Here is a 26,939-nt window from a genome sequence, read left to right on the forward strand (position 1 = left end):
TCCCGCCTGACCTTCGCCGCAGCCCTCGGCGCAGTGATCGCCGAAGGCCAGCACGTCTTTCCCGGTAAGGCTCGCCGGACGGTTTGTGCCTGTGCCGAAAAACCCGTCTCCAGCAGCCCGCCTACCGCGCATTCTCCAGATCGGCCCGCGTAAACACTGGATACACGGCAAGCCTCGGCACGCCCTCGATGCGCGCAGCCCCCTCGCCGCGCCAGATCGCGCAGACGACGCCGAGGACCTTGGCCTTCTCGCCGACCGCCATCCGATAGGCATCGGCCACCGCCCCGCCCGTGCTGATCACATCCTCGATGAAGGTCACGCGCCGGCCGGCCACGTCCTGCCCTTCGATCGCCCGGCAGGTGCCGTAGGTCTTGGCTTCCTTGCGGATGAAGGCGGCGGGCAGGCCGGTTTCCAGCGAGATCGCGGTCACGAGCGGTACGCCGCCGAGTTCCAGCCCGGCGATGATTTCGGTATCGGCGGGCAAAAGGGCCGCCATTGCCTGCGCCAGCGGCTTCAGAAGGGCCGGTGTGCCTTCGAAGCGGTATTTGTCGAAATAGCGGTTGGAAACCTGGCCCGAGCGGAGGACGAATTCGCCCTCCAATGTTGCGATTTCAGAGATTTGCCGGGCCAATGCCGCATGGTCGACGGATGCCTTGATCATTTCTACCCCTTCAGAAAGTGCTGGCTCAGAACGCTGCTTCGCACAGAGGAATGCCCTATGCCTGCGCATTCCCGCAACAGTGTCACTGCGATTTGTGCCGGTAGGGCAGTTATGGGCGCGACGATGATGGGACAGAGTCCGGCTTCCGCGGCAGGCCTACGATGGCGGGATGAGCGCTTGTTCGGCAGGCCGACAGCGGCAATTAACGGGCCTGCCGGAATATCGCTCCGCAGCCAATCCGCGCGAAACCCGCTCAGCCTCCTCGATATCGGCACGTGAATGCGTGCCATCTGCTCCCCGCGCGAGGGCTCGCAAACGGCGACTGGAGCGTGTCAAACTGCCGGAAAGGCAAGGTCATATGCCGGAGCACGGCCCCCCAAGGAAACGGCTGATGCACTATGCTCTCGGCACGACGAGGCTGTAGATGGCCCGTCTGTTTACTGCTTGGGCTTTTCGGATTCCCAATTGAGAAAGAAGCCGACATCGCCCGGCATGCCGCTCGGAAAATTGACGACGACAGCCTTCAGCTTATAGCCCTGCGGCCGCCCGTATTTCTCGTAGCGCTCGTAGAATTCCTTGGCTTTTCCCTGCAGCGTTTCCGGCCAGTTATCGGCACCGTTATTGATGGCGCGGCCGCTGTCGGTGCAGTAGTCGGACGAGAACTGATAGACCAGCGCTTCCGTCTTTCCGTCCCTCAGGGCATTATCGACCAGTCGCCGCACGATCTGGATTTCGTTTTCGGTGACATGCTTGAACATAAAATCATTGACGAGGTCGAAATGACTTTTCTCCTTCGCCTCCGTCGCTCGCGTCGCCTTCTGCTTCATCGCCTCCTGAAGATCGCGCAGATCCTGCGCGCTCGGCGGCATCTCGTTTGGGTCAGAGCCTTTCCTGTCCGACATTCCGTGTCTCCCTCTCGGTTCAAAGGAACAACGCAACGCCACGCAGATAGTCCTTCATGGAACTAGTCAAACACCGGGAATAAAAGCCAACTCTTGAGCAGTTCCCCGCCTGAACAAGAGGATTACCTGATAAGGACTATGTGCAAGCGCCTGATGGTGAGATCAGCGCCTTATGACATTGCTGCCAAAGCCTGTACGCACCGCCATATAGTTCTAACACCTAATATTAGTGCCAATTCGAATCGGCAGCAATTAGGGCGATTGCGTACACACTTGCAGCGCGAGGTAACGGATAACGCAGTGGCACCGCTCAGCCGAGCAACCGTCACTCCGCCTGATTGAAAACCGCCTCCACACGATACCCGTCGGGATCGATCACGAAGGCCGCAAAGTAATTCGGCCCATAATGCTGCCTGAGCCCCGGCGCACCATTATCGACGCCGCCATTGGCAAGGGCCGCCGCATAAAAGGCGATGACCGACTGCCGGTCGGGTGCCGCAAAGGCGAGATGGAAACCGGCACCTGGCGCGCCCTGCCCCGCTTCCACCGATTTGAGCGCCAGCTTGTCGCCACCACCGGGCACGCCATAACCGACAGCCTGTCCGACCTCGCCGGGACGCAAGTCCTCCCAGACCCTGATATAGCCGAGCGCGCCGAGCGCAGCATCGTAAAACCGCGCGGCTCTCTCGATATTGCCAACCCCGAAGGATGCATGGTGAAGCATGTCGAAAACCTCCCGTCCGCCATCGGCCTTATAGCAAAAAGCCCGGCACGATGGCCGGGCTCTTCATCTTTATCCTGACAAACCTCAGAAGGTCGATGCACCGCTGCCCCAAGGGCCATGGTGAAAGTCCTTGCCGTCGAGGCGGTCGAAGCCGTGGGCGCCGAAGAAGTCGCGCTGCGCCTGGATCAGGTTGGCAGTGCCGCGGCCCTGGCGGTAGGCGTCGAAATAGCTGAGCGCCGAGGCAAGCGCCGGAACCGGCAGGCCGGCGGCAAGTGCTGCGGTCACGACGCGGCGCAGCGCCGGGATCGATTCCTTGACCATGCCGGAGAAGGCAGGCGTGACGATGAGGTTTGCCGCATCAGGCGCATCGGTAAACGCCTTGGTGATCTCGTCGAGGAACTGCGAGCGGATAATGCAGCCCGCGCGCCAGATACGGGCAATCGTCGGCATCGGCAGCGACCAGTTGAACTCCTTGGAGGCTTCCGCCATGACGGCAAAGCCCTGCGCATAGGCGCCGATCTTGCCGGCAAACAGCGCCAGTTCCAGATCCTTGTTGAACTCAGGGCCGTAGGCGATCGGGAAGGCAGCACCGAGATCACCGAAGATCTTTTCGGCAGCGACGCGCTGTTCCTTCATCGACGACAGGCTGCGGGCAGCGACGGCGGCTTCGATGCCGGTTGCCGGAATGCCCATGTTCTGCGCTTCGATCGCCGACCACTTGCCGGTGCCCTTCTGGCCGGCCTTGTCGAGGATCATGTCGACCATCGGCGTCCTGGAGATCGGGTCCTGAGCGGCCAGAACCTTCTCGGAGATTTCGATCAGGTAGGAGTTCAGGCGGCCCTTGTTCCACTCGCCGAAGATACCGGAGATTTCCGCAGCGCTCTTACCGAGGCCGTCGCGCAGGATGCCGTAGATTTCGGCGATCATCTGCATGTCGGCATATTCGATGCCGTTATGGATGGTCTTGACGAAATGGCCCGCGCCGTCATTGCCGAGCCAGGCGACGCAGGGGTCGCCATCATACTTGGCGGCAATCGAGGTCAGAACCTTCTCGACGCGCTTCCACGAATCTTCCGTGCCGCCGACCATGATCGACGGGCCGTGGCGGGCACCTTCCTCACCGCCCGAAACGCCCATGCCGATGAAGGTCAGGCCGGTATCCTTGAGGCGGTCGAAGCGAGCGACCGTATCGCGGAAGTTGGCGTTGCCGGCATCGATCATGATGTCGTTCTTCTGAAGATGGGGGCGCAGGGCCTCCATCTGCTGGTCCACGGCATCGCCTGCCTTGATCATGATGATGATCGGACGCGGCGGGCGGATCGCCTCGACGAACTCCTCGATCGTCTTGCAGGGAATGATCTGCTTCTTGAGATCGCCGGCGCTCTCGTAGAATTCATCCGTTTTTTCAGGCGTGCGGTTGAAAACCGCGATCTTGTTGCCCTTTTCCGCAATGTTGAGAGCCAGGTTGGAACCCATGACGGCAAGGCCGATCAGTCCGATTTCTGCCTTTTCCACGACAAACCTCCGATGAGTGAAATGGTGCGATGTTGTGGCACTCTCTCGGCCAAACGGCAAGGTCGAAGACCGCGATTCGGGTCGAAAAAAGGCCGTCGGAACAGGCTTTTCGAATGGCCAGGGGAGCACCATATGCGTAGGTTTGGGAGGCCGGAATGACAGCTACCGCAGCAAGGCAAAGCGATATCAGGCCGCTGCTCGCAAAGAGAGCCGGGCGCTACCGCGAATATGCGCCCTCGCCGGTACTCGCCCCGCATTTTCGCTGCCTCTGGTCGCATGAGATTCGAACAGCGAGCCCTGTCGCCATCGTACCTGATGGCTATTGCGACCTGCTTTTCGCGGACGGCCGCCTCTTCGTTGTCGGGCCGGACCGCACAGCCGCCTTCCCTCCGATGACGCCTGGCATGCGCATTATCGGCGCGCGTTTTGCACCGGGCGCCGGCGCCGCGTGGCTGAAGCTGCCTCTGTCAGAGATCACCGGCCTCTCCATTCCCCTGAGCGATATCGCGCCCGAAAAGGCTGCCCTCCTCGAACCGCGCCTGTCCGACTGTCCGGATGAGGCTGCCGCCCTCTCGCTCTTCGCGACCCTGTTGAGTGAACTGGCAAGGGAAGAAGCGGCGCCGGACCCCGAGGCTCGCCTGATCTTTGCCGCTGCAGACCATGAATCGGGCCGTATCGGCGACCTGCAGCAGAGGCTCGATATCGGCGAACGGCAATTGCGCCGCCGCGCCCACCACCATTTCGGCTACGGCATCAAGACGCTGGAACGCATCCGCCGGTTGCAGCGTTTCATGGCCTTGTGCCGCGCAAGTGGGACCCTGTCCCTTGCCGCTCTCGCTCTCGAAGCCGGTTTTTCCGACCAGGCCCATATGACCCGCGAAATCGGCGACCTGACGACACTGACGCCATCCGCCATGCTCGCCCAATTGACGACCCGCTGACCGTTTTGTTCAAGACGGTCCGTGCCGGCCTGCTAGTCTGACACAAAGCAAAGGACAGACCGATGAACACAATGCCCGCCCGCATCGTCCACATCACGATTAAAAGAGACTGGCGCGATGTCTATGATTTCGCCGGCCGGCCGGAGAACATGCCGCTCTGGGCCTCCGGCCTTGCGAGCGGCCTGGAACCCGATGGCGAGGACTGGATCGCCCACGGCCCGCTCGGCAGCGTCCGCGTGAGCTTCGTGCCGCCGAACGAATTCGGCGTCATCGACCATACCGTCACCATCGAATCCGGCCTGCGCGTCTATAACGCGCTGCGCATCGTGCCGAATGGTGATGGCTGCGAGGTGATGTTCACGCTGCTGCGCCTGCCGGGCATGACCGACGAACAATTCGCCGCCGATGCCGCCCATATCCAGAAGGATCTGGCGGCTCTGAAATCGATGATGGAGAAATAAGATGGCCAGCAACGACGCTCAAAATGACCGCCGCATCGACTATGTCGAGTTTAACGTCGCCGATATTGGTGCGGCAAAAGCCTTCTACGGCGCGGCCTTCGGCTGGCGCTTCACCGAATACGGGGAGAGCTACTGCGAGTTCGACGACGGAAGGCTGAAAGGCGGCTTCACCAATCTCGGCCCGGTGCGTGCCGGAGGCGGCCCGCTCGTCATCCTCTATGCCGAGAAGCTGGAAGACGTGCTCGCCAACGTCGAAAAGGCCGGCGGCACTATAGCAAAACCGATCACGCCCTTCCCCGGCGGCCGGCGCTTCCATTTCGTCGACAAGGACGGCTACGAACTCGCCGTCTGGAGCAAAGACTGAAATCAGGCGTCCGCCGTTGCCGTGGTGCCGAGATTCTGGATCGTGATGAGCGCCCCGATCACCTTCTTCGCTGCGTCATGGAGCGGCACCATGCGGCAGCGATTGTGCCGCTCATCCCGCGCGTAGGTGTAATCCGCCGATATGCCGTCGAAGCAGGCGTCGAGCTTTTCCTTCACCTCGCTGGCAAAGCGCTCTTCGCCGATGAACTCGACGATATGGCGGCCGATGAGCTGCATGGCATTCTTGCCGAGGTGGGCGCAATTGACGGGATTGGAATAGAGATAGCGGTAATCCTTCGTCAGCACCGCCACGCGGTCCGGCAGCGTCTGCAGGATCGCCGCATTGAGGAACTGGCCGTTATCGGTATCGGGAATATAGGCGGGCGGTTGCCTGAGCTTCACGTCCACCGGCAGCGGTACGCGCCAGTCCGGCGCATGGGCGCCGAAATAGCGGTCGAGCAGATAGGAGAGCACGGCGGCATATTGCGTCACGAAAGCCGCGTCATCGGCATCCTGCGCGATGAGATAGCTTACAAACTGGAGTTGCATATAGACTTCAATCAGGCTGGAGGCCCTGCATGAGAGGATCGCCTCGACCAGCGGCTGTATATCGCGGTCGAGCGCCTCCACGCGCCCATCATCCCCTAGCCTTATCGCTTCCTCTATCTGCGCGCAGCGCAAGGAAAAGGCTCTGAACAACTCAAGCAAGATACCCCCAATATCCATTCCTGAGAAACGTTCCGAAACCGGTCGAGGCCTATGCTTAATGAAAGACTACGCCTTGCGGTAGGTGCTTTGCGCGCCCTAGTAGAGACGCGTAACATGAACCGTACTCATTTTCAACCGAACCGGACCTGTCGCTTTTCACCGATTATAAATCAGGAGCAAAATCTTACAGGCAGAATCTTACAGACTGACGGAACGCTTGATATCCCAGCGGTCGTGATACCAGAGCCACTGAGCCGGATATTCGCGCACCCAGCTCTCCACCTTGTCGTTCATCATCTGTGCCGTGGCGGGAAGATCCAAATTGCCCTTCTCGTCGCGCGGCATCTCCATCTTCGGCTCGATCTCCAGGCGGTAGCGATTGCCGGGCAGGCGGATGCAGCGGGCCGGATAGACCTCGCAATTGAACTGGCGCACCAGCTTCGGCAGCAGCGGATTGGTCTTGGTTTCCAGGCCGAAGAACGTCGTCTTCAACCCGCGGCTGAATTTCTGGTCGACGAGGACGCCAACGCCCTGCCCTGCTTCCAGCTGACGAGCGAGCGCAAAGGAAGAGCCGGCATGCGAAGGCACGAGCTTGCCCATGCGGCCGCTGCGGAAATCGAAGACCTTCTGCGCCACATAGGGATTGTTCGGCGGGCGGAAGAGCACGGTCACGCTGAGACCGAAGGCATTGCCCGCGACCGGCAGCAGCTCGAAATTGCCGGTATGGCCGGTAAAGACGATGAACGGGCGCGGATTGTCGCGCAGCTCCAGGAAAATCGGAATGCCAGAGACTTCCACCCTGCCCGGCTCGGCACTTTCAGGATCGAAATCGAAGAGCTGGTCGAGGAAGACATATTCGGCCGCAAGCCGGCCCATATTGCCCCAGCTTTCCAGCGCAATCGCTTCCAGCTCCGCATCGCTCTTTTCCGGAAAGGCCCGACGCAGATTGTAGAGCATCAGCTTGTGGCGCTTCAGCCGCTTGCCAATCTGGCGGGTCATCCAGTCGGCAAAGCGCATCGCGCCATCGGCAGGAAAAAGCTTCAGGAAATTCAGGAAGCCGAACATCAGCTGCGCCACCAGCCATTGCTGGAAACGCCTGAGCGCCAGAACGATCCTGGTAACGAAGAGCTTCACTCGGTCAGTCCATCTTCAGGATGATCTTGCCGAAGATCTGACGGGTTTCCATGCGCTCCAGGGCGCGGTCGATATCGTCGAAGCTGACTTCCGTATCGATGACGGGATGAACGAGGCCGCGGCCCATCTTCTGCATGGCATCGGCCATGTTCTCCATGCGGCAGCCGAAGGAGCCGAGCAGCTTCAGCTGCTGCTGGAAGAGCATCATCAGGTTCATCTCGGTCGAAACGCCCGAGGTCGAGCCGCAGGTGACGAGACGCCCGCCGCGCTTCATGCAAAGCATCGAGCCAGCCCAGGTATCCTTGCCCACATGTTCGAAGACGACATCGACGCCCTTCTTCTTGGTGAGCTTGCGCACCACGCCTTCGAAGCGGTCGGTGCGGTAATTGATGACGTGATCGGCGCCGAGAGCCTTCGCCTTCTCGATCTTGTCGTCGGAGCCGACGGTCGTGATGACTGTGCAGCCGATCTTCTTGGCAAGCTGGATCGCAGCCGTGCCGATGCCGGAGCCGCCGGCATGGACAAGGATCGTTTCGCCGGGCTCGAGCTTGGCATTGTCGAACAGCATGTGCTCGACCGTGCCGAAGGTAACGGGCGCAAGTGCCGCCCCGATCGCATCGACGCCGGGAGGAGCCGGTACGAGCAGCCGCGCAGGCAGGTTCACCTTCTCCTGCGCAAAGCCATCGAGATGGAAGCCGTGTACGCCGGAGACATGTTCGCAGAGATTGTCGCGGCCTTCGCGGCACGGGCGGCAGAGGCCGCAGGTGCGCGCGCCATAGATCGACACGAGCTGGCCGGGCAGAACATTGGCGACACCGGGACCGATCGCCTCGACGACGCCGGAGGCTTCCGCGCCGATGACGAGCGGCATCTTGCGCTTGGCGAATGCCATGCCGCGCCAGCCCCACACATCGATATGGTTCAGCGCAACCGCCTTGACGCGCAGTGTCACTTCGCCCGCACCGGGAGCGTCCGGTTCCGGCAGGTCGGTGATCTCAAGCTTGCGGTCATCGATCAGTTGCAAAGCGCGCATGGCAAAACCTCTCGCCTCTGGGGCGTTTTTCTTATCGGTTGGATTGTCGGGAACCGCTTAAGCCGGTTCGAGCGCCATGACAAGGCTGGCATTCTGTCCGCCGAAGCCGAAAGAGTTGGAAAGCACGGCCGAAACCTGGGCTTCCCGCTTCTTGTTCGGCACGACATCGAGAACGATTGACGGATCCGGGTTGTTGTAGTTGATCGTCGGCGGCAGCGTGCCGGTCAGCATCGTCTGCAGCGAGAAGACCGCCTCGACCGCACCGGCAGCCGTCAGCGTATGGCCGATCATCGACTTGTTGGACGACACCGGAATGCCGACCAGCTTCTCGCCGAAGACGGCGGACATGGAACCATATTCCATCTTGTCGTTTTCAGGCGTCGAGGTGCCATGGGCGTTGATATAGCCGATATCGTCCTCGCTCATGCCGGCATCGGCAAGGGCTGCGCGGATCGTCGCGATCGCCGGGGCGCCATCGGGCGAAGAGCGCGTGCGGTGGAAGCTGTCGGCCTTGTCGCCCGCACCCTTCATGATGCCGAGCACCTTGGCGCCGCGGGCAATTGCCGATTCCAGGGATTCCAGCACCAGCGTCGCCGCGCCTTCGGCGATGACGAAACCGTCGCGATCCTTGCTGAACGGCTTGGAAGCCTTGGTCGGCGGATCGTTCTGGGTGGAGAGAGCAGACAGCAGCGAGAAGCGGATCAGCGCTTCCGCACTCAGCGAACCGTCGGTCGCAACCGTCAGCGCCCGGTCGGTGCGGCCCTGGCGGATCGCCTCGATGCCGAGCTGGATGGCGGTAACACCCGATGCACAGGCCGTCGACAGCGTGACCGGCAGGCCGCGCGTGCCGAACCGATCGGACAATCGCTCGGAAATCGCGCCGAAGAGCGCCGCCTCATGGAAGGCCGGATCGGGACGCTGGCGCATGGCAGCGAGGAACCGCTCATAGGCATCGCCCGGATGGTCGGCGGCCGGCGAACGGTCGGCAAGCTCGAAACGGGCGCTCCATTCCGGCTCGATCGGCGGTGCTGCCAGGAACAGCGGACCATTGAAATCGCCGGAAATACCGGCATCGGCAAGCGCTTCGATGGTCGTCTCGCGCGCAAAGGCATAGGAACGCTCGACGGCGTTCGGCACCGGGATATCGATGAAATCGACGGTGCCGGCAATGCGCGTCGAAAGGCCGTCCGTCGGGAAGCGGGTGATGTCGTGAATGCCCGATGTACCTGACGAAAGGGCTGCCCAGTTATCCCTGAGGCCCTGGCCGAGCGAGGTGATGATACCCATGCCGGTGACCGCAACGATCGGACGGCCGAGATGATCCCTGTAAGCGGACGCTGTCATTTCAGTCACTCCTCACGCTTCTGCGGAAAGAACGGCAACGCCTTCGCCGCGCTGATGTCCGACGGTGGTTACGACGGCAGCCTTGGTGCCTGATTTCATCGGCGCTTCGTTCGCGGCATCAAAAGGCGGAACCTTCGCCTTGGCGTCGATCGCAAGCGCTGCAAGCGCAAGGCCGAGCGTGAACTGCGCCTCGATGGTGTGGCCGGAAACGCCGGCGAAGCCGCGGATCGCAGCACCCGGAAGCTGATGTTCAAGCACTGCCTTTTCGCGGGCGGCAAGCTCATGCATGCCGGTCGAGCCGGAGAAGATCGCCGTGGTTTCGGGGGCCAGACCGGCAGCGGGTTTCAGCAGCCGCTCCAGGCGAACTTCGAAATTACCCGCAGCGCGATTGCCGCGGTCGCCTTCGACGGCACCGATTGTCGCATAGATATGCGCGCCGCGCTCTTCAGCATGCTTGCGCGATTCCAGCACCAGGAAGGCGCCGGCGGAACCCGTGATCATGCCGCCACCCTCGAGACCGGAGCGCGACCAAAGCGGCGCCCACTCACCGCGTGTATGCGCACCGATTGCTTCCGTCAGCAGGATCATGTCCGGGCGTTCGGCCGCAAAGGCGCCGCCAACAAGCGCATGGGTGGATTCGCCTGACTTGATGCGCCAGAAGGCCGTCTCGACGGCGGAAACGCCGGAAGCTTCCTCACCCATGAAAGTGCGCGAGGAGCCGGTGACCTTGTGAACGATGGAAATATTGCCTGCAAGCAAGTTGGAAAGCTGTGCCAGAAACAGCGTCGGCCGCAGTTCGGTCGTCAGCTTCTCATTGAGCAGCAACTCGCGGTCGTTGCGCTTCAGGCCCTCATCGACGATCAGCGTATCGACATTGATGTCGCGCTCGCCGCCGCCGGCCGCCACGATCATGTCCATCGTGCCGCAGGCTTCCAGATTGTCCTTGAAGCCCGCATCATCGAGCGCCAGACCCGCTGCAAAAACGCCGATCCGCTGCCAGTTTTCCATCTGGCGCTGGTCGCCGCGCTTGGCGATCTGCTGCGACCAGTCGATCTCAGGAAGCGGATGGACCGGATAAGGCTTGAACTTCTCGGTCTCGATAACGGTCGCAGGTGCGGCATCGGCAGTCAGGATCGCCAGATGCGCATCCTTGCCGACACCCTGACAGGTCACGATGCCGATGCCTGATATCACGACGTCATTGGCGGCCTTGCTCATTCACTCACCCCCTGGGCCTTCGCCCGCTGCGCAGCGATGGCGTCCATCAGGCCCACCTCGCCGGCACGTTTCTTCACGATATCGCCGAGCGGAATTTCACTGAAAGGCATGGTGCGCAGTTTCAGCTGCGCATCGCAGACCTTCTTGCCGCCGCTGGTGATCTTTGCCTTGGTGACGGCAAAACCGGAGCCGTCATGCTCGAGGAAAGCCTCGATGTCGAGCACCGCTTCCGGCTCGACGAAGGTGCGCATCTTGGCGCCATCGACCGACATCAGGAAGGGCATGGACCTAAAATCAGTGGCGGCCAGCACCAGCATGCCTGATGCCTGCGCCATGGTTTCGATGAGAAGCACGCCAGGGACGAGCGGCATGCCTGGAAAATGCCCCTCGAAAACGGGGCTCTTGGCCGGCACGACCGAGCGCGCAACGAGCGTGCGCTTCTCAAGGTCCACCGCCTCGACGCGGTCAATCATCTGGAAATATTCCAGCAGCATCAGACTTCTCCGGCGCGACGCGCATTAAGCCCGTCGGAAGGCCTACTTAGGAACAAAACCGCCCGGCCGCCATATCAATGGCGGCAGGGCGTGAAAAAAAGATGATGATGTTGCTTCAAGCCTTGGCGGCGCGCAGCTCGTCGATCTTGGCACAGAGGTTCTTCAGCACGAAGTATTCTTCGGTGGAAACCTTGCCTTCGTTGACTTCCTGCGTCCACTTTTCGAGCGGAATCTTGATGCCGAATTCCTTGTCGATGGCGAAAACGATATCGAGGAAGTCGAGGCTGTCGATACCGAGGTCGTCGATCGTGTGGCTTTCCGGCGTGATCGTTGCGCGGTCGATCTCGCTGGTTTCAGCAATGATGTCGGCAACTTTATCGAATGTAGCGGTCACTCGCTCTACCTCTTGGAAATGAAGATTCTCCCCCTCATAGGCAAATCCATTTCAAAAGCCAATGCTTTCGTCCCGGTTGCAAGCCAATTTGGCGGGCAGGTGTTGCCTAAACAGCAATGGAATGGCGCCTTTTGACCTGTCTGAGATAGATATCGAAGCGTAAAGCGGCCACCCGGCTAAAGACTTTTCCAGTCTCCGTGACGGCAAAACCGTCCGTCTCGACGGCACAGAAACCGTTCTGATCCATGGCCGCAATGGGGACTAAGCACACAGAGCGACACCTCCGTGTCCCTAAACTTGCGTTCAATTGCGGCACCCGCGGATAGCTCGTATAACGCGAAACAGAGCCGGATATTTCCACAGCAGGGTGATCTTTAAGGCGGGAAATAAACCCGCTGAAAAAGGATACTTTGATTTGGATCAAATCGGAATCCGGTCGGAATTGATAAAGATCAAGACGCAGACGCAAGAAATCGGGATAGATGACTTTGGGGCCGAAGCGTAACACAACGCAGGCACATGGTCGGATCGGGGCATCGAACATGGACATCGCGCGCAGTGAAGATCCTGACATAGGTATTCCGGCAACCTGCCGCGTCTGCGAGGCGCGCCACGGCGTCGTCTGCGGTGCGCTGGCAGCTGCGCAACTGCGCGAACTCTGCAAGCATTCGACTCGCCGCAAACTCGATGCCGGCTGCGAGATCGTTGCCCAGGGCGAAGAAGTCTCGTCCTATTCCAACATCATGAACGGCGTGGTGAAGCTCTGCAAGGTGATGCCCGATGGGCGCCACCAGATCGTCGGCCTGCAATTCGCCCCCGATTTCATCGGCCGCCCCTTCGTGCCGGAGAGCACGCTATCGGCCGAAGCGGCCACGCCGACGGAAATCTGCGTCTTCCCCCGCGGCCTGCTCGACCGCATGATCACGGATACGCCGGAACTGCAGCATAACCTGCATGCCCAGGCGCTGAAGGAGCTGGATGCGGCACGGGAATGGATGCTGACTCTCGGCCGTCGCACGGCCCAGGAAAAGGTCGTAAGCCTCCTCTATCTCGTCGCCACGCATGCAGAGCCGGAAACGACCAGCAGCGCGGCCTTCGACCTGCCGCTCTCACGCAGCGAGATTGCCGATTTCCTGGGGCTGACGATCGAAACCGTCAGCCGCCAGATGACGAAGCTGCGCAAGCGGGGCGTCATCCGCATCGAGAACAACCGTCATATCACCGTTCCCGATATGGATGAGCTGGAGCGCCTGGTTAGCGCCTGATTTGCTTACCGCGTGATCACCACGCGGGTATTGGCAAGGCCGTTTTCCTGCGTCATCGAGAAGAACTGGGCCGCATTGTTGGGGTCGAGACGCACGCAACCATGCGAAGCCGGCGTGCCGAGCCGCTTGCGTTCGAAAGTGGCATGAACGGCATAACCGCCGTTGAAGAATACAGCGAACGGCATCGGCGCGTTGTCGTACTTCTTGGAACGGTGATCGCGAGACAGCCACTTGGCGCTCCAGGAACCGGTCGGCGTGGTATAACCCTTGCGCGCCGTAGAAACCTTCCAGCGATGCTTCACCCAACCGTTCTCGGTAACAGTCATCGTCTGCTTGCTGAGGCTGATATTGGCAACCAGCGTAGCAGCCTGAGCCGCAACTGGAGAAAACTGCAATAACAACACTGCGGTAGCAGCCGCAAAAAACGTCTTCATGGTCGTCCCTCTATCGAACCTTTAAAGGCTTATTTTCGCCCAACGAGAGAAGAGACTACGGCAATACTTGTTATTTTGCTTTAACTCGAATGGTAATCACATTTCTAACAAGCCAGTGCCGGTTGCGGCACTGGCGTCACTCGGGAAAGCCGGCCTTGCGATAGCCGTCGACAAAATGTGCGAGCGTCCCTGCGTCCCGGAACGGTTCCATCGCGGCCCAGTGGCTGATCGTGAAATGCGGGTTTGCGACGAGGAACAGCTCCGCCTCTGCACGGGCCTCATCGAGCCGGCCGAGCTGGGCAAGACCTGCCGCCAGGAAACGGCGTGAGCTCGTGCGATAGGTTTCCTCCCGGCGCAGCGTCTCTACGACGGCTTCATAATTGCCATCAGCATATTGCGCTTGGCCGAGTGTCAAATAATACCAGCTGGCCGGAAACGGGTTCAGCCGAAACGCCTTGCCGATATGCTCCAGGCCCTCGTCGATCCGCCCGGCGAGAACGGAAATATCTGACAGAGCCGCCCACGTATCGGCCTCATTCGGGTCGAGCGCGATGGCCTTTTCGAATTCCGCATCGGCTTCCGAGAAGCTGCGCTCATAGGCAAGCAGGTAAGCAAGCACCCAGCGGCAGCCGGCATCGTTCGGATCGAGCGCGACGGCCTTGCGCGCCAATTCCAGGGCAACGCTGCGATTGGCTTCGGTTGGACCACCGCTATGCACCCATCCCATCCAATGGTTCAGCGCAAGCCACCGATGGGCCTCGGCATAGTCAGGGTCGAGCGCAATCGCCCGTGTCAGCATCAGCTGCGTTTCCCGCGCGCTTTGCGGCGCATCATCCATCAGCGTGCGCGCCCGCACGCAGAGATCATAGGCTTCGAGGCTCTTGGGCCGATTGCGCGGCACCGGTGGACGCAGCCGGCCAAGCAGCGCCTCGACGATCTTGCCGGTGACCTCGTCCTGAACGGCAAAAATATCGTCCAGGCCGCGGTCGAAACGCTCCGCCCAGAGATGATCGCCGCTTTCGGCATCGACGAGCCGGGCGTTGATGCGCACGCGCTCCGCCGCCCGTCTGGCGCTGCCGTCGAGCAGATAGCGCACCCCAAGCTCCTCGGCGATATCACGCACATCCATCGCCTTTCCCTTATAGGCGAAGCTCGAATTGCGGGCGATGACGAAGAGGCCCGAGGTCCGGGAAAGATCGGTGATAAGGTCTTCGGTCAGGCCATCCGCAAAACCCTCCTGCTCCGGATCGCCGCTGACGGTGACGAAGGGCAGTACGGCAATCGAGGGTTTGTCGGGCAGCGCCAAAGCTTTTCGCCTCCCGCTGCCGAGCTGTTTTATGGCGCCGGTGAAGCGATAGCCGATGCGCGGAACCGTCGAGATCCATTCACCACCGTCAGCGGCAGGACCCAGCAGCTTGCGCAGCTGCGCGATCTGGACGGTGAGATTGCCCTCCTCGACGGCCGTGCCCGGCCAGGCCGCATCCATCAGCTCGGTCTTGGCGAGAATTTCGCCGGGCCGCCCGACGAGCGCGGCAAGCAGCATTACGCCGCGGTGCCCGACGGCAACGGGATCGTCGTTCCGCAGAAGCGTTCCCGCCTCCGGATCAAGCACGAACGGACCAAAGGCAAAGCGCGCTCCCTGCATGGCGCGCATCCTAAAGGCTTTCATGCCGGGTTGGAACCGTCCTGCCTGATGCCATTCGATCTCGGCATTCCCGCGGACAATTTCGTCCGCTTAGGCGCGTGGCATCCGAGGCGCGACTGGTTTAATCGTGTTCGATCAGATAATTACCCGGCTGAAAAAAGAGCGTCGAGGTACACCCATGGTTTTCTGGATAGCAAGTCTGGTGGGACTGGCGGTCGCCTATCTCTTCGGCTCCCTGCCCACGGGCTATCTGGCGGGCAAACTGCTCAAGGGCATGGATATCCGCGAGCATGGCTCCAGATCCACCGGAGCAACGAACGTACTCAGAACGCTCGGTAAATGGCCTGCTTTGGCGGTTCTCCTGATCGATGTGCTGAAAGGTGTCGCAGCAGTCGTCTTTGCCCGCTGGTTTTATCTCTGGCTCTCGACAGTACCATCGGGCACGCCGCCGACAGCACCTGACCTGCAAAGCGGGGAGCCCTGGATTGTTTGCCTGGCCGGTCTTGGCGTGCTGTTGGGGCATGGCCGTTCGATCTGGCTGAACTTTACGGGAGGCAAGTCTGCTGCGACGGGGCTCGGCGTGTTGCTGGCAATGTCCTGGCCCGTCGGTTTGGGTGCTGCAGCGGTTTTCTGCCTTGCGCTGGCCGCCTTCCGCATTGTTTCCCTGAGTTCGATGCTGGCAGCGTTGACAGCCATCGCTCTCGTCTGCGGCCTGGAGCAACCGTTGCCCTATCGGCTGCTGGTAATATCAGGCGGCATCTACGTGATTGTGCGCCATCGCGCCAATATCAGGCGGCTGCTGGCTGGGACGGAGCCACGTTTGGGCAAAGTCGCCTAGAATCGAAATGCCCCGATACCAATTGCCGTGAGAGCAAGAAGCGTTTCAATCCTGCCTGACGATGGCGCCGACCGCATTGACGAGCACGCGCGACACGGTCAGCGCCGACAGGCCGTCGATATCGGCCGGAGGATAAAACTCGACCAGATCGAACCCGGCGATTCTCGCCCGCCTGCCGAGGCCGGCGATCAGGTCGATCACCTGTGTGTAGGTGAGGCCACCAGGGGTACGCGCCGCCACGCCCGGCATGATGCCGGGATCGATGCTGTCGCAATCGAGCGTGACGACCACCCGCGCTCCCTCGGGAATATGCCGGAGAGCGGCTTCGACGCCCACTGTGTGGATCTCGCGGGCAGTGACAAAGCGGCTGCCATAAAGCTGCGCCGCTTCCACCTCGGCGATGCGCGCGCTGCCGACGCTGCGCAGACCGACTTGCACCATGCCGGCGACATGCGGCATCTCGCTCGCCCGACGCATCGGACTTGAATAGCCGTAGCGCTCGCCATGCACCTCGTCGCGCCAATCGATATGGGCATCGATCTGCAGGACCCAGACCGGCCCTTGATCCGCAAAGCCGGCGAGGAAAGGAAATGTCACGGAACAATCTCCCCCGAGCAGGATCGGTATGGCCGGCAATGCCAGTATCTCACGCGTCTTCGCCTCGATCCGGGCGCGGTTGCCGGCATTGTCATGCATGGTGGTCTCGATGTCGCCGGCATCGATGCAGGAGATCGGCCTGTCGGCAAACAGCGGGCCGCCGAGATCGAAATCCCAATGCTCGATGAGCCCGGCATCCTCCTGGCTCGCAGCGCGGATGGCGCCGGCGGCCAGCGCATAACCGCTGCTGTCCTTGCCGGGATAGGTGCTGCCGTGCGCGGCTGCGAAGATCACCGCACGGGGCAAACGCCCATCAGCCAGGCGATCGGGAAGGCCGAGGAAGGAAGATGAGGCGGTCATGTCCTTGTTGTCCTGATCAGGCGAAATCCTGTTTTGACCTGTTTAGTCACTTTGGAAGTTTTTGCGAACTTTTTGGAAGCGTTTAATTACGCCCCACGCCGCATCCTCCAGACTCCAGCATCCTTTGAAATCGAAGGTCTCAGGCGAAATCCAAGTTCCCGGACCTTCAAGCTCCATGGAGTTCATCATGAGCGATTGCTGCACCCTTGCATCAGCCCCACGTCAAAAGTTGTCGCGCCGGCACAATAGCCTGATCATCCTGCGAAGCGCGATCATGCGCTGGTTCTGGCGCATCCGCATCCGCCGCGAACGGAAGCGACGGTCCAAAATCAGCCCCGTTCTGATCGACGATATCGGCCTGACGGAACAACAGGCAGGCTCCGAGGCCCCCGGCTTTTTCTGGCACGCGTGAGGCGAATCTCCAATGACACACGATGGCCAGTTTCCTCCAGCCGCAATGATCGACCGGCGCAGCCCGATATCGCCACGCGAAGATCGCATTCCATGGGCCGCGATGGCAGGCATCATCGCCACCGTCACGGTGTTCGCCATGGCGCAGGGCCTGACCTATCCGCTTCTGAGCTTCATTCTCGAGCGGCAGGGAACACCATCAGGCCTGATCGGCCTGTCGGCCGCCATGACGCCAACAGGCTTCATCGTCTCCGCACCCTTCATTCCTGCCCTGTCACGCCGCGTGGGCGCCGGACGGCTTGCCGTCCTCTGCTCGATCCTCGCAGCACTCAGCCTGATTGCCATTGCCTGGACGCAGGACATTTGGGCGTGGATGCCGCTGCGCTTCCTGCTCGGCGTCTTCGCCAACCCGCTCTACGTGATCAGCGAAACCTGGCTGCTCGCCATCACGCCCGCCGCGCGCCGCGGCCGCATCATGGGCCTCTATTCGTCCGTCGTATCAGGCGGCTTCGCCATCGGCCCGCTATCCCTCGGCCTTGCCGGTACGGAGGGCTGGCCACCCTTCCTGATCGGTATTTTCGCCTTCCTCGTCTGCGGCCTGATCGTGCTTGCCGTCACAAGACGACTGCCCGACATGCCGCAGGAGGGCGAATCCATATCTGTCGGCGGCTTCTTCATGCTGGCACCGCTCCTGCTCGTCGCCGTCTTCGTTGCCGCCGGTTTCGAGCAGATTCTGCTTGCCCTCTTTGCCGTCTATGGCGCAGCTCTCGACAGCCCGGAACCGCGCATCACCGCGCTGATCACCTGCTTCATCGCAGGCAATGCCGTGCTGCAGATTGTCCTCGGCCGCCTCGCCGAACAATTCGGCTCGCACCCTACCCTGCTCTTCTGCGTGCTCGCCTCGCTCGCAGGCTGCCTGCTCCTGCCGCTGCTCTTCGATACGTGGCTCATCTGGCCGCTGTTTTTCGCCTGGGGCGGCGTCTCCTTCGGCATCTACACCCTGTCGCTGATCCAACTCGGCGAACGATTCACCGACCAGTCCCTGATCGCCGGCAACGCCGCCTTCGCCCTCGTCTGGGGCCTCGGCGGCATCGCAGGCTCGCCCGCAACGGGCGTGGCGATGCAGCTGATAGGCTATCAGGGCCTGCCGGTGACCCTGGGCCTGCTGAGCTGTGTCTTGGCGGTGCTTTTGATGGCGAAGAGATGGCGGAGCTGACGAGGCACTTGTCTTGGTCAAATCTGTCCATCCGCCAAGAGCAGGCAGCGCGCCGCAAAGGCAATGATTGCTCGACCATCAACGGTACCACGCATTTCAGTGCCGGTCTCCACGGCATCTATTCTGACATGAACGGGAGGCGTTGGTAAGAATGCCTTGGATAGAGTGTCAAGTTCTACAGCAGACAACGGCGGCGTCAGTAGAGAGTCATTTTCACTGTCTCGACGCCACGTCGCTCTCGGAAAGACAATGCGGGGGGCGCTCTTGATTGCTTCATAGGTGCGTATGTCCACTGTCTGCATAAAGAGGACGGTGTGGACACTGGGATAAGTTCCGTTGCGGGCAAATTCCTCCTCTATGGGAAGGCGTGTATTGAGAGCGAGCCTGACCTGCGAGCCTTGGGAGCACGTCACCCAAAGCCCGCTGCTTCTTTCCCCACCCCGTGCGATCTGAAATTGATCAAGGACGGCAATGCCGGGAAGCTCCGGCAACGTCTCTCCATGATCGGGCTTTGTTGCTTTTGCGCTCAGATAGCTGACAGCCTCACGGGAAAACTGCCAATTCAGCGCCGCAAGCGCCAGGACGAAAGCAATCGCAATGATCCACCTTGCCACTTTCGACACCTGAGCCAGCCTCCAGTTCCCAAAACTAGAGCAGGCAGACGAAGGCCACGAAAGTAAGCAGCGTCAGCGCCATGCAGCTGGCCTGGAAGACCGAAATCCCGTCCTCCACATCGCCTGCCGTCGCCACATCCCGGCCCGTGCCGTTGATCATCGGCTCGCGCACGACGACGCCCGAATAGACGCGCGGGCCGGCAAGCTGGAGATCGAGCGCGCCGGCCATCGCCGCCTCCGGGCGGCCGGAATTCGGCGAGCGGTGCAGCTTGCCGTCGCGGATGCCGACGCGGAAAGAGTCCCTGAAGGCTGACGTGCCCCGGCGGATGCCGGCGCCGACGGCGATCAGCAGGATCGACAGGCGTGCCGCCGGCCAGTTGGCGATATCGTCCAGCCGCGCCGAGGCCCAGCCGAAATCGACATATTTTTCCGAACGGTGGCCGATCATTGAATCCGCTGTATTGAGCATCTTATAGAAGAACAGACCCGGCAGGCCGAAGATCGCAAACCACAGGGCCGGCGCCACCACTCCATCGGAAAAATTCTCGGCGAGGCTTTCGATTGCTGCACGGCAGACACCCGGCTCGTCCAGCGTTTCCGGATCGCGCCCGACGATTCGCGACACTGCCTTGCGCCCGCCGACGAGGCCTTCGCTCTTCAGCGCCGCTGCGACCGCCGCGACATGATCCGACAGGCTCTTCTGCGCCAGGAAAATCGCCACGCAGAAGACTTCGAGCAGGATACCGACGGGGCCGAAGAGCATGAGGAACCAGTGCAGCACCAGGCCGGTGACGACGGCGAGCCCCGACAGCGCCAGGATCGCCACCACGCCGTTCTGCCGGCGCTGAGCCTTGCTCAGGCTCTCACGGTTGAAATGCTGGTCGAAATAGCCGACCGCCCGACCGAAGATGGCGACCGGATGCGGCACGCGCATCCACAGCCATTGCGGATCGCCGATGATGCGGTCGAGCAGCAGCGCCAGAACCAGCACGAGAAAATGTTCATCCAGATTCATCGGTTAAAGCTCCGAAGGGCCGCAGCAAGTCGTCCATCCGCCGCAGCATCCGGCGCAAGGCCGATGCGCAGCCAGTCCGGTGCATAATCGAACCGGCGGACGAGAATATGATGGCGGCAGAGGGTCGTGTAAATGTCACCGGCTTTCGCGTCGGCAACGAGGGTGAAAAGCGGCGTGCCGCCGGCAACGGCAAGCCCTGCTCCGGCAAGCACGGCATGCAGGCCTGCCTGGCGCTCGGCAATCGAGCGGGCAATGGCGGAGACATCCGAATTCAACAGCGAGCCCGCCAGCAACAGCGCCGGCCCCGACACCGCCCAAGGCCCGAGCCAGTCCTCGAAATGCTGGAGGATATCGCCCCGTGCAATGGCAAAGCCGAGCCTCAGCCCTGCAAGGCCGAAGAACTTGCCGAAGGAACGGAAGATGATCAGGTTCGGAAGGCCTGCCGCACGCGGCGCGAGGCTCGCCGCCGGGCTCGTATCCCCGAAAGCCTCATCGATAACAAGAAAGCCGCCTGCCGCCTTCAGCCGCTCATGCAGTGCTTCCAGCCTGTCGGACGAGTGTATGCGACCATCCGGATTGTTCGGATTGACGACGACTGCCAGCCCGTGCTGCGCACCGATGTCATCGATATCGCTGACCGCATCGACCACAAAACCAGCGGAGCTGAAAGCGCGGGCATATTCCCCATAGGTCGGCGACAGGATCGCCACCCGCTTGCCCCCGGCGGCTGACTGCCTGCCGACCTCTATCAGCCGCGGCAGAAGCTGAATGACAGATTGCGTGCCGGGTACCGGCAGTGGCAGGATCGCGCCACTGCGATAATGATCCCGCGCAGCAAAGCGTGCCGTCTCGACCAGATGCCGGTCCGGCAGCCGGTGCCACACCCTTGCAGGGATTTCCGGCAACGTCACCGGATTAGGATTGATGCCGGTCGAAAGATCCAGCCAATCCTCTAGCCGGCCGCCGAAACTTGCTGCCGCCGCGGTAATGCCGCCGCCATGCACGATCGGCGCATTCATGCGGCTGCTCCTGCAAGATCGATCAGATGCATGTAGGAGCCGGCCACCTGCCCGCGCCGCAATCCGGCCAGGCCGAGATCGTTGCCGAGCGCATCCTGCGTGGCAAACATCCGGTCGGCCTCCCCTTCGGAGACGATCGTCGAATAGTGGAATTCATGCGCCGTCATCGGCCTGTCGAAAAAGGCGCCGTCGAGCGGCGTGACGCGGCGATAGCCGAGATGCCGCTTGCGCGTCTCATAGCTGGTGACGATAGGCAGCAGGCCGAGCATTTCATGGCGCTCGCCTTGCCCGTCGATCAGCCCGTCGCCGAGCACCATGTAGCCGCCGCATTCGCCATAGATGCGCACGCCCCGCGCCGCCGCAGCCTTCATGCCGGCTACAAAATTCTGCGAAGCCGCGAGCCTGCCCGCATGCAGTTCGGGATATCCGCCCGGAAGATAGATCGCATCGGCAGCCTCGGACGGGGCCTCGTCGGCGAGCGGCGAGAAGAAGGAAATCTCGGCCCCGCGCCGCCGCCAGCCGAGCAGCATATGCTCGTAGCAGAAGGCAAAGGCGATATCGCGGGCGACGGCAATGTGCCTGCCGAAGGGCATCAGCCGGGCAATATTGGCAGCCGACGGCCGGTTCATACCCTGCCGCGCGATGCGCATGAGGAATTCGAAATTGCACTCTTCGGAAACGGCGTTGGCCGCATAATCGATGAACTCCTCGAGCGCCCCATGCTCGCCGGCCTGTACCAGTCCCAGATGCCGCTCTGGCAGGGCCAGCATCGCATCCTTGCGGATGACGGCAACGATGGGCATGCGGATCGCTTCCAGCGCCTGGCGCAACATCGCTTCGTGCCGGTCGCTGCCGACCTTGTTGAGGATGACACCGGCGATGCGCACATCGGCGCGGAAACCGGCAAAGCCGCTGACGAGCGGCGCCACCGATTGCGACAGGCGCGAAGCATCGACGACGAGCACGACCGAAAGTCCGAGCTGGGCCGCAAGGTCCGCTGCCGTGCCGCGCCCGTCCGCAGCACCATCGAACAGGCCCATCATGCCCTCGATCAGCAACACCCGGTCGCCGGAGCGGTGCAGCGTCGCATTGGCGGAAATCAGTTCCGGCCGCATTCCCCAAGGGTCGAAATTCAGGCAGAGCGTGCCGCTTGCCGCCGCGTGAAAGGCCGGATCGATATAATCAGGGCCGGCCTTGCCGGGTGCGACGGCGACGCCGCGATTGCGCAGCGCCCGAAGCAACCCGAGCGTCACTGTGGTCTTGCCGGAACCGGAGGACGGTGCGGCAATCAGCAACCCGCTCATGCTGTCTCCCTCCCTTGCCCGCCGGCATGCTTGAAGGGATCGGGCTGCAGTCGCCGACCGCCAAGCGCGCCAAGCCAGTCGAGAGAGGCGCGCAACCGCACCACCTCGCCGACGACGACGATCGCCGGCGGTTCCAGACCGGAGGCGGCAACGGCTTCAGGCGCTTCGGCAAGCGTCGTCTCCAACACCTGCTGGTCACCGGTCGCCGCATTGCAGACGAAGGCAACGGGCTCGAAAGCCGAACGGCCCGAAGCAATCAGATTGGCGCTGATCTGGGCAATATGCTTCATCGCCATATACATGACGATGACGGGCGAGCCCTTGCCGATCGCTTCCCAGTTGATCGCGTCAGGCACGATGCCGGAGGAATCGTGGCCGGTGAGGAAGGTCACGGCATGGTTGATGTCCCGATGCGTCACCGGAATCCCGGCATAAGCAAGCCCGCCGATGCCCGCGGTAATGCCCGGCACGATACGAAACGGGATATTGTGCTCGACCAGCGTCAGCGCCTCTTCTCCACCCCGCCCGAAGACGAAGGGATCGCCCCCCTTCAGCCGCAGCACGCGTTTGCCGGCCCGCGCCAGCTCCACCAATCTCAGAGAAATATCCCGCTGCTTGGCCGAGGGCTTGCCCCCACGTTTTCCCGCATATTCGAGCTCCGCACCTGACGGCGCGAGCTTCAGACATTCCTCATTGACCAGCGCGTCATGGACGATCACATCGGCCTCGGAAAGCCCCTTGGCGGCAAGCAGCGTCAGCAGGCCCGGATCGCCGGGACCGGCCCCAACGAGCCAGACGCTGCCCGGCTCCAGCGCCGGCAGATGTGAGAATGCGCGATCTATCATCCCGCTGATCTAGGCCCGGCAGCAGACGAGGTCAACGCCATCAGTGGCAGCGCACCGGAAGTTGACAAAATGGCCCAGACTCAATTTTCGAAGAAGCGGAATCGACTTCAGAAGAAACGCATATAACAATTTGATTGGATTCCAGAATATGGAAACAGGCCGGCCGCAGGCATGCAGGACCGGCCCGTTGAAGCCATCAGAGGCGCAGCAGCGTCTCGCGGATCAGCTCGAGCACTTTTTCCGACTCGATGCCGGTGGCAACGATCTGGCTCGGCAGGCCATCCCAGTCGCCCGGCGGGAACCGGCGGCCATCCTGCTTGATCACCGTCTGGCCATCGGCAATGCCGCTGCAGACAACACGCACCGCGCCCGTGATCGTCGTGAACAGCTCGGGCGCCACGACATAGACGCTGGCGCAGCTGTCATGCACCATCATGCCGTCTTCGACCGCATGCTTGTAGAAGTCGATATAGGACTGCGAAAGCGTATCGAGCTGCTTGACCGCCTTGTCGCCCCTGGCGGCCATCTCCCCGAGATAGCTGCGGCTCATCGTCGTGATCGCGGTCACATCGAGGCCGATGACGACGACCTTCCACGGCGCAGTCATGACGATATCGGCCGCTTCCGGATCGCCATGGATATTGGCTTCAGCAACCGGCGAGACATTGCCCGGCACATAGAAATTGCCGCCCATGATGACGACGTCCTTCACGAGGCCTGCAATCTCGGGGTCTTCCTTCAGCGCCAGGGCCAGGTTGGTCATGCGGCCGACGGCAACCAGCCTCACCTCGCCCGGATTGGCGCGCACGGTTTCGATGATGAAGCGATGCGCCGGGCGCGGATCGACCGGCAGGTCGATCGTATCTGGCACCGGCATATCACCGAGGCCATTCTCGCCATGCACCATGGTCGGCCACGGACGCTCATGACGCGCAGGATCGATGGTGACATTGGCGCCCTTGGCAACGGGTGCTGCGATATTCCATTCCTGCTTCAGGAACAGCGCATTGCGCGTCGTCGTCTCGATCGAGGCATTGCCGAAAATCGTGGTGATGCCGATCAGATCGATCTCGGGGTGGCGGTGCAGGAAAAGCAGCGCCATTGCGTCATCGACGCCCGGATCCGTGTCATAAATGACCTTGTGCATATGTATCCTCCAGAGCAATTCCAGCAAAAATCTGCAGCGGTTTTGCGCCCGGAATTGCGTGAAAACAAAGGGATAGAGCACATTCGTGATTCAAAAAACGAAGATGCTCCGGATTCGAATCGCTGGCAGCCGGAGGGCGCCGCGAAGTGCCGCCACCATAACGCCCGTCAGGCTTTCTGCAACCCGATGCGGGCGACGGCTGCTGTCGCATGCTGAGATTTGATCTTGCCGAGCACCAGCTCTGCATCCATGCCAAGAGCCGCAAGGGCCGCCGCTTCCGCCACCCCATGGCAGCCGACACGGGCAAAAACGATGGCAGAGGGATTCCTGAGCCGCGGCGTCTCCTCTTCCAGCCGCGCCGCATCGAAGAACACGGCAGGCGCGGAAAAATGCGCCGCAACGGCAAGGATCGCCGGCTCTTGCCTGCGGCTATCGATCGAGGCAACAGCTGCAAGCTCAGTCCCGCTGATCCCAGCCGCCCTCAACGCCTCGACGGCAAGCGCCGTCACCTCGCCATCAGGCGTCCCGCGCTCGCAGCCGAGCCCGAGCACATGCCGCCTTGCCTCATCAATGGTGATTTCGCTCATTCCCATCAGCCGATTGCGCCCCGCTGTGTCCCTGGAGCCATTGCAGCTTGAGGTGGGAAATGCAACAAGCCCGCCCGAAAGCCCCCGCCCCGCATACCTCTCCCGGAATAGCATCTTGCCTGACATTGCCCTCCATCTGCTTCTGCTGCTCTGCGCGGCGGCCTTCTTTGCCGGTTTTGTCGATTCCATTGCCGGTGGCGGCGGCCTGATCACCGTTCCCGCCATGCTGATCGCCGGCATCCCGCCGCTGCAGACGCTCGGCACCAACAAGGTGCAGTCGCTCTTCGGCGCCGCCTCGGCAACCATCGCCTATGCCCGCAGGGGCCATGTGAAGCTTTCGGAACAATTGCCGATGGCGCTGATGGCCGTCATGGGCGGCGCGCTCGGTGCAGCCCTCGCCACACTCGTCCCCGGCCAGGTGCTGCAGGCCGTCATGCCGGTGCTGCTCGTGGCAATCGCGATCTTCTTCGCCGTCAAGCCGAACCTCAACGACCTCGATACTGTCAGGCGCATGACGCCCTTCCTCTTCGGCCTGACGCTGGTACCGCTCATCGGCTTCTACGACGGCGTCTTCGGCCCGGGCACCGGCTCCTTCTTCATGCTGGCTTTCGTCACGCTCGCCGGCTTCGGCATGCTGAAGGCGACGGCCCATACCAAGCTTCTCAATCTCGGCTCGAATTTCGGTGCGCTCGTCGTCTTCGCAAGCTTCGGTGCGACGCTCTGGAAGATCGGCCTTCTGATGGGTGTCTGCCAGTTCCTCGGCGCACAGCTCGGCTCGCGGCTCGCCATGCGCATCGGCGCAAAGCTCATCAAGCCGCTGCTCGTTATCGTCTGCATCGCCTTTGCGGTGAAGCTGCTCTCCGACCCCGTAAACCCGCTGCGTGTCTGGCTCGGGCTTTAGAACGTGATCTGATCAATCGTGGTCAGCGTCGTCTTGGCCGAAACACCCGGCGCATTGGCAAAATGCCAGGCGACATATTGCTCGGCATAAGGATCGGCAGATGACATGCCATCGACGGGCAGGATGACGTTCATGCCCTTCAGCGCCGCATAGGCTGCCGTATTCAGCACCGCGCCTTCGGATGCCGTGCCGGCCACGATGATGGTCTTGATGTGCTTCTCGGTCAGGATCTTTTCGAGATCGGTGTTGATGAACTTGTTGGCCCCGGCTTGTACGATCGCATCGCCCTCCTTCGGCGCCAGCACGCTGGCGATATCGCCCTTCGTGGCACCACCGGTGATGCTGTAGATGACGGGAACGCCGCTCTTGCGCGCCTCGTTCATCAGCTTTTCCACTTTCGGGAGAGAGGCGATGCAGCGCGGCTTGTTCTTCGCGTTGCACGGCCCTTTGGACGGGTCCTGCGCGCCATTGAAATCGAGCAGCAGCAGCGCCGTATCCGACCTATTCACGCTGACCGGCTTCAGCGTCGGTGCTGCCGGCACCTTGATCGTATTCCAGTCATCGATAACAGTTGCCTGCGTCGCGGATGCGCCGAGAAGCGCGATGGCGAATGCGGCTAAGGCTTTGTATGAACGGGTTTTCACCGATGTCTCCTCCGGGGCAAAAGGGTCGCCGCAAATCTCCGGGCTGCCTCCATGCCTGTCAAATCACCAAGCCGCGAGATGAACAATTCCAGCAAAAATGTGCCGCGGTTTTACGTCCGCAATTGTGTGAAACCCGATTGTTGATCAGCCTTCCATTACCTCCCGCGTAATTGATAGGCTGCACCGCTTTCGCCGATGATCGCCC

General features: G+C 61.6%; 31 protein-coding genes and 1 pseudogene. 8 read left to right on the forward strand and 24 right to left on the reverse strand.

Features of this window, described 5'->3' with window-relative positions:
* Positions 1–121: 121 nt before the first annotated feature.
* The 5 genes and pseudogenes from pyrE to gndA all read right to left on the reverse strand — a co-directional run bounded on the left by pyrE (position 122) and on the right by gndA (position 3,802).
* The gene (gene pyrE / locus J2X71_RS28185) at positions 122–661 is read right to left on the reverse strand and encodes an orotate phosphoribosyltransferase (protein WP_310387377.1); all 540 of its coding nucleotides are present in this window, start codon (positions 659–661) and stop codon (positions 122–124) included.
* A gap of 110 nt (positions 662–771) precedes the next feature.
* Positions 772–951, reverse strand: a pseudogene (locus tag J2X71_RS38170) (sulfate transporter); the annotation flags it as partial.
* A 147-nt stretch (positions 952–1,098) separates the two neighbouring features.
* Entirely contained in the window at positions 1,099–1,563 is a 465-nt protein-coding gene (locus J2X71_RS28190; RefSeq protein WP_310387379.1) for a histidine kinase, read from the reverse strand.
* A gap of 325 nt (positions 1,564–1,888) precedes the next feature.
* A complete protein-coding gene (locus tag J2X71_RS28195) occupies positions 1,889–2,287 on the reverse strand; it encodes a VOC family protein (RefSeq protein WP_113183544.1) in 399 nt (132 codons plus the stop codon).
* An 84-nt stretch (positions 2,288–2,371) separates the two neighbouring features.
* Positions 2,372–3,802, reverse strand: coding sequence for an NADP-dependent phosphogluconate dehydrogenase (gndA, locus tag J2X71_RS28200; RefSeq protein WP_310387381.1), 1,431 nt, complete (start codon positions 3,800–3,802; stop codon positions 2,372–2,374).
* Positions 3,803–3,957: 155 nt separating this feature from the next.
* On the opposite strand from gndA, the gene J2X71_RS28205 reads away from it, so the two are divergent.
* The 3 genes from J2X71_RS28205 (at position 3,958) to J2X71_RS28215 (ending at position 5,568) form a co-directional block, all read left to right on the forward strand.
* Positions 3,958–4,743: a DUF6597 domain-containing transcriptional factor gene (locus J2X71_RS28205; RefSeq protein ID WP_310387383.1), complete on the forward strand. Its 786-nt coding sequence runs from the start codon at positions 3,958–3,960 to the stop codon at positions 4,741–4,743.
* A 62-nt stretch (positions 4,744–4,805) separates the two neighbouring features.
* Entirely contained in the window at positions 4,806–5,204 is a 399-nt protein-coding gene (locus tag J2X71_RS28210) for an SRPBCC family protein (protein WP_113320658.1), read from the forward strand.
* A 1-nt stretch (position 5,205) separates the two neighbouring features.
* Entirely contained in the window at positions 5,206–5,568 is a 363-nt protein-coding gene (locus J2X71_RS28215) for a VOC family protein (RefSeq protein WP_310387384.1), read from the forward strand.
* A 2-nt stretch (positions 5,569–5,570) separates the two neighbouring features.
* Here J2X71_RS28215 and J2X71_RS28220 read toward each other — a convergent pair whose 3' ends face one another.
* From J2X71_RS28220 to J2X71_RS28255, 8 genes are all read right to left on the reverse strand, one after another.
* Complete coding sequence (locus tag J2X71_RS28220; protein ID WP_310387386.1) at positions 5,571–6,275, reverse strand: PAS domain-containing protein; 705 nt, start codon at positions 6,273–6,275, stop codon at positions 5,571–5,573.
* A 198-nt stretch (positions 6,276–6,473) separates the two neighbouring features.
* Positions 6,474–7,409, reverse strand: a complete 936-nt coding sequence (locus J2X71_RS28225) for a lipid A biosynthesis lauroyl acyltransferase (protein WP_310387388.1) — start codon at positions 7,407–7,409, stop codon at positions 6,474–6,476.
* A gap of 4 nt (positions 7,410–7,413) precedes the next feature.
* On the reverse strand, positions 7,414–8,442 hold the full coding sequence (locus J2X71_RS28230) for a zinc-binding dehydrogenase (protein ID WP_113320662.1): 1,029 nt from the start codon (positions 8,440–8,442) through the stop codon (positions 7,414–7,416).
* Positions 8,443–8,499: 57 nt separating this feature from the next.
* On the reverse strand, positions 8,500–9,786 hold the full coding sequence (locus J2X71_RS28235; RefSeq protein WP_310387391.1) for a beta-ketoacyl-ACP synthase: 1,287 nt from the start codon (positions 9,784–9,786) through the stop codon (positions 8,500–8,502).
* 12 nt (positions 9,787–9,798) lie between these two features.
* On the reverse strand, positions 9,799–11,004 hold the full coding sequence (locus J2X71_RS28240; protein ID WP_310387394.1) for a beta-ketoacyl-ACP synthase: 1,206 nt from the start codon (positions 11,002–11,004) through the stop codon (positions 9,799–9,801).
* Positions 11,001–11,498: a 3-hydroxyacyl-ACP dehydratase FabZ family protein gene (locus J2X71_RS28245; protein ID WP_310387396.1), complete on the reverse strand. Its 498-nt coding sequence runs from the start codon at positions 11,496–11,498 to the stop codon at positions 11,001–11,003. The genes J2X71_RS28240 and J2X71_RS28245 overlap by 4 nt, the downstream gene beginning before the upstream one ends.
* Before the next feature lie 115 nt (positions 11,499–11,613).
* The gene (locus J2X71_RS28250) at positions 11,614–11,892 is read right to left on the reverse strand and encodes an acyl carrier protein (protein WP_007814022.1); all 279 of its coding nucleotides are present in this window, start codon (positions 11,890–11,892) and stop codon (positions 11,614–11,616) included.
* 106 nt (positions 11,893–11,998) lie between these two features.
* Positions 11,999–12,442, reverse strand: a complete 444-nt coding sequence (locus tag J2X71_RS28255; RefSeq protein WP_310387411.1) for a hypothetical protein — start codon at positions 12,440–12,442, stop codon at positions 11,999–12,001.
* Between J2X71_RS28255 and J2X71_RS28260 the strand changes: the two genes are divergently transcribed.
* Positions 12,435–13,157 carry a Crp/Fnr family transcriptional regulator gene (locus J2X71_RS28260; protein ID WP_310387413.1) on the forward strand — a complete coding sequence of 241 codons (723 nt, stop codon included), beginning with the start codon at positions 12,435–12,437 and terminating at the stop codon, positions 13,155–13,157. The genes J2X71_RS28255 and J2X71_RS28260 overlap by 8 nt on opposite strands.
* Before the next feature lie 5 nt (positions 13,158–13,162).
* Here the strand turns inward: J2X71_RS28260 and J2X71_RS28265 are convergent, their stop codons facing one another.
* A complete protein-coding gene (locus tag J2X71_RS28265) occupies positions 13,163–13,591 on the reverse strand; it encodes a L,D-transpeptidase (RefSeq protein WP_310387415.1) in 429 nt (142 codons plus the stop codon).
* A 136-nt stretch (positions 13,592–13,727) separates the two neighbouring features.
* Entirely contained in the window at positions 13,728–15,236 is a 1,509-nt protein-coding gene (locus J2X71_RS28270; RefSeq protein ID WP_310387592.1) for a winged helix-turn-helix domain-containing tetratricopeptide repeat protein, read from the reverse strand.
* Positions 15,237–15,414: 178 nt separating this feature from the next.
* Here J2X71_RS28270 and plsY point away from each other — a divergent pair, with 178 nt between their 5' ends.
* Entirely contained in the window at positions 15,415–16,074 is a 660-nt protein-coding gene (plsY, locus tag J2X71_RS28275; RefSeq protein ID WP_310387418.1) for a glycerol-3-phosphate 1-O-acyltransferase PlsY, read from the forward strand.
* Positions 16,075–16,119: 45 nt separating this feature from the next.
* Here plsY and J2X71_RS28280 read toward each other — a convergent pair whose 3' ends face one another.
* Positions 16,120–17,031 (reverse strand): agmatinase, encoded by a 912-nt coding sequence (locus tag J2X71_RS28280; RefSeq protein WP_310387420.1) that lies wholly within the window; start codon positions 17,029–17,031, stop codon positions 16,120–16,122.
* A gap of 175 nt (positions 17,032–17,206) precedes the next feature.
* Here J2X71_RS28280 and J2X71_RS28285 point away from each other — a divergent pair, with 175 nt between their 5' ends.
* On the forward strand, positions 17,207–17,443 hold the full coding sequence (locus tag J2X71_RS28285; protein ID WP_310387422.1) for a DUF1127 domain-containing protein: 237 nt from the start codon (positions 17,207–17,209) through the stop codon (positions 17,441–17,443).
* A gap of 12 nt (positions 17,444–17,455) precedes the next feature.
* Positions 17,456–18,658: an MFS transporter gene (locus J2X71_RS28290; RefSeq protein WP_405049766.1), complete on the forward strand. Its 1,203-nt coding sequence runs from the start codon at positions 17,456–17,458 to the stop codon at positions 18,656–18,658.
* A gap of 17 nt (positions 18,659–18,675) precedes the next feature.
* Here the strand turns inward: J2X71_RS28290 and J2X71_RS28295 are convergent, their stop codons facing one another.
* From J2X71_RS28295 to J2X71_RS28325, 7 genes are all read right to left on the reverse strand, one after another.
* Positions 18,676–19,281: a hypothetical protein gene (locus J2X71_RS28295; RefSeq protein WP_310387423.1), complete on the reverse strand. Its 606-nt coding sequence runs from the start codon at positions 19,279–19,281 to the stop codon at positions 18,676–18,678.
* A 25-nt stretch (positions 19,282–19,306) separates the two neighbouring features.
* On the reverse strand, positions 19,307–20,287 hold the full coding sequence (gene cbiB, locus J2X71_RS28300) for an adenosylcobinamide-phosphate synthase CbiB (RefSeq protein WP_310387425.1): 981 nt from the start codon (positions 20,285–20,287) through the stop codon (positions 19,307–19,309).
* The gene (gene cobD / locus J2X71_RS28305; protein WP_310387427.1) at positions 20,284–21,306 is read right to left on the reverse strand and encodes a threonine-phosphate decarboxylase CobD; all 1,023 of its coding nucleotides are present in this window, start codon (positions 21,304–21,306) and stop codon (positions 20,284–20,286) included. Before cobD ends, cbiB begins: the two co-directional genes overlap by 4 nt.
* On the reverse strand, positions 21,303–22,610 hold the full coding sequence (locus J2X71_RS28310; RefSeq protein WP_310387429.1) for a cobyrinate a,c-diamide synthase: 1,308 nt from the start codon (positions 22,608–22,610) through the stop codon (positions 21,303–21,305). The genes cobD and J2X71_RS28310 overlap by 4 nt, the downstream gene beginning before the upstream one ends.
* Positions 22,607–23,455, reverse strand: a complete 849-nt coding sequence (cobA, locus tag J2X71_RS28315) for a uroporphyrinogen-III C-methyltransferase (RefSeq protein ID WP_310387431.1) — start codon at positions 23,453–23,455, stop codon at positions 22,607–22,609. The genes J2X71_RS28310 and cobA overlap by 4 nt, the downstream gene beginning before the upstream one ends.
* Before the next feature lie 196 nt (positions 23,456–23,651).
* Positions 23,652–24,602: a nucleoside hydrolase gene (locus J2X71_RS28320; protein ID WP_113325771.1), complete on the reverse strand. Its 951-nt coding sequence runs from the start codon at positions 24,600–24,602 to the stop codon at positions 23,652–23,654.
* A 167-nt stretch (positions 24,603–24,769) separates the two neighbouring features.
* On the reverse strand, positions 24,770–25,189 hold the full coding sequence (locus J2X71_RS28325; protein WP_310387433.1) for a cobalamin biosynthesis protein: 420 nt from the start codon (positions 25,187–25,189) through the stop codon (positions 24,770–24,772).
* Between the two features lie 115 nt (positions 25,190–25,304).
* Between J2X71_RS28325 and J2X71_RS28330 the strand changes: the two genes are divergently transcribed.
* Positions 25,305–26,090: a TSUP family transporter gene (locus J2X71_RS28330; RefSeq protein ID WP_310387435.1), complete on the forward strand. Its 786-nt coding sequence runs from the start codon at positions 25,305–25,307 to the stop codon at positions 26,088–26,090.
* On the opposite strand, the gene J2X71_RS28335 is transcribed toward J2X71_RS28330, so the two are convergent.
* On the reverse strand, positions 26,087–26,734 hold the full coding sequence (locus tag J2X71_RS28335) for an isochorismatase family protein (protein WP_310387437.1): 648 nt from the start codon (positions 26,732–26,734) through the stop codon (positions 26,087–26,089). The two genes, J2X71_RS28330 and J2X71_RS28335, sit on opposite strands and share 4 nt — an antisense overlap.
* Between the last annotated feature and the right edge of the window lie 205 nt (positions 26,735–26,939).

The sequence above is a fragment of the Rhizobium sp. 1399 genome (assembly GCF_031455475.1).
Taxonomy (GTDB): Bacteria; Pseudomonadota; Alphaproteobacteria; order Rhizobiales; family Rhizobiaceae; genus Rhizobium.

Bases quoted from the DNA above. Each gene is read 5' to 3' on its own strand.
- J2X71_RS28285 (WP_310387422.1), top strand. From the start codon at position 17,207: ATGGAGTTCATCATGAGCGATTGCTGCACCCTTGCATCAGCCCCACGT.
- J2X71_RS28195 (WP_113183544.1), bottom strand. From the start codon at position 2,287: ATGCTTCACCATGCATCCTTCGGGGTTGGCAATATCGAGAGAGCCGCG.
- J2X71_RS28265 (WP_310387415.1), bottom strand. From the start codon at position 13,591: ATGAAGACGTTTTTTGCGGCTGCTACCGCAGTGTTGTTATTGCAGTTT.
- J2X71_RS28205 (WP_310387383.1), top strand. From the start codon at position 3,958: ATGACAGCTACCGCAGCAAGGCAAAGCGATATCAGGCCGCTGCTCGCA.
- J2X71_RS28190 (WP_310387379.1), bottom strand. From the start codon at position 1,563: ATGTCGGACAGGAAAGGCTCTGACCCAAACGAGATGCCGCCGAGCGCG.
- J2X71_RS28310 (WP_310387429.1), bottom strand. From the start codon at position 22,610: ATGAGCGGGTTGCTGATTGCCGCACCGTCCTCCGGTTCCGGCAAGACC.
- cobD (WP_310387427.1), bottom strand. From the start codon at position 21,306: ATGAATGCGCCGATCGTGCATGGCGGCGGCATTACCGCGGCGGCAGCA.
- pyrE (WP_310387377.1), bottom strand. From the start codon at position 661: ATGATCAAGGCATCCGTCGACCATGCGGCATTGGCCCGGCAAATCTCT.
- J2X71_RS28290 (WP_405049766.1), top strand. From the start codon at position 17,456: ATGACACACGATGGCCAGTTTCCTCCAGCCGCAATGATCGACCGGCGC.
- J2X71_RS28230 (WP_113320662.1), bottom strand. From the start codon at position 8,442: ATGCGCGCTTTGCAACTGATCGATGACCGCAAGCTTGAGATCACCGAC.
- plsY (WP_310387418.1), top strand. From the start codon at position 15,415: ATGGTTTTCTGGATAGCAAGTCTGGTGGGACTGGCGGTCGCCTATCTC.
- cbiB (WP_310387425.1), bottom strand. From the start codon at position 20,287: ATGAATCTGGATGAACATTTTCTCGTGCTGGTTCTGGCGCTGCTGCTC.
- J2X71_RS28215 (WP_310387384.1), top strand. From the start codon at position 5,206: ATGGCCAGCAACGACGCTCAAAATGACCGCCGCATCGACTATGTCGAG.
- J2X71_RS28260 (WP_310387413.1), top strand. From the start codon at position 12,435: ATGGACATCGCGCGCAGTGAAGATCCTGACATAGGTATTCCGGCAACC.
- J2X71_RS28255 (WP_310387411.1), bottom strand. From the start codon at position 12,442: ATGTCCATGTTCGATGCCCCGATCCGACCATGTGCCTGCGTTGTGTTA.
- J2X71_RS28325 (WP_310387433.1), bottom strand. From the start codon at position 25,189: ATGAGCGAAATCACCATTGATGAGGCAAGGCGGCATGTGCTCGGGCTC.
- J2X71_RS28245 (WP_310387396.1), bottom strand. From the start codon at position 11,498: ATGCTGCTGGAATATTTCCAGATGATTGACCGCGTCGAGGCGGTGGAC.
- J2X71_RS28320 (WP_113325771.1), bottom strand. From the start codon at position 24,602: ATGCACAAGGTCATTTATGACACGGATCCGGGCGTCGATGACGCAATG.
- J2X71_RS28210 (WP_113320658.1), top strand. From the start codon at position 4,806: ATGAACACAATGCCCGCCCGCATCGTCCACATCACGATTAAAAGAGAC.
- cobA (WP_310387431.1), bottom strand. From the start codon at position 23,455: ATGATAGATCGCGCATTCTCACATCTGCCGGCGCTGGAGCCGGGCAGC.
- J2X71_RS28240 (WP_310387394.1), bottom strand. From the start codon at position 11,004: ATGAGCAAGGCCGCCAATGACGTCGTGATATCAGGCATCGGCATCGTG.
- J2X71_RS28280 (WP_310387420.1), bottom strand. From the start codon at position 17,031: ATGACCGCCTCATCTTCCTTCCTCGGCCTTCCCGATCGCCTGGCTGAT.
- J2X71_RS28270 (WP_310387592.1), bottom strand. From the start codon at position 15,236: ATGCAGGGAGCGCGCTTTGCCTTTGGTCCGTTCGTGCTTGATCCGGAG.
- J2X71_RS28235 (WP_310387391.1), bottom strand. From the start codon at position 9,786: ATGACAGCGTCCGCTTACAGGGATCATCTCGGCCGTCCGATCGTTGCG.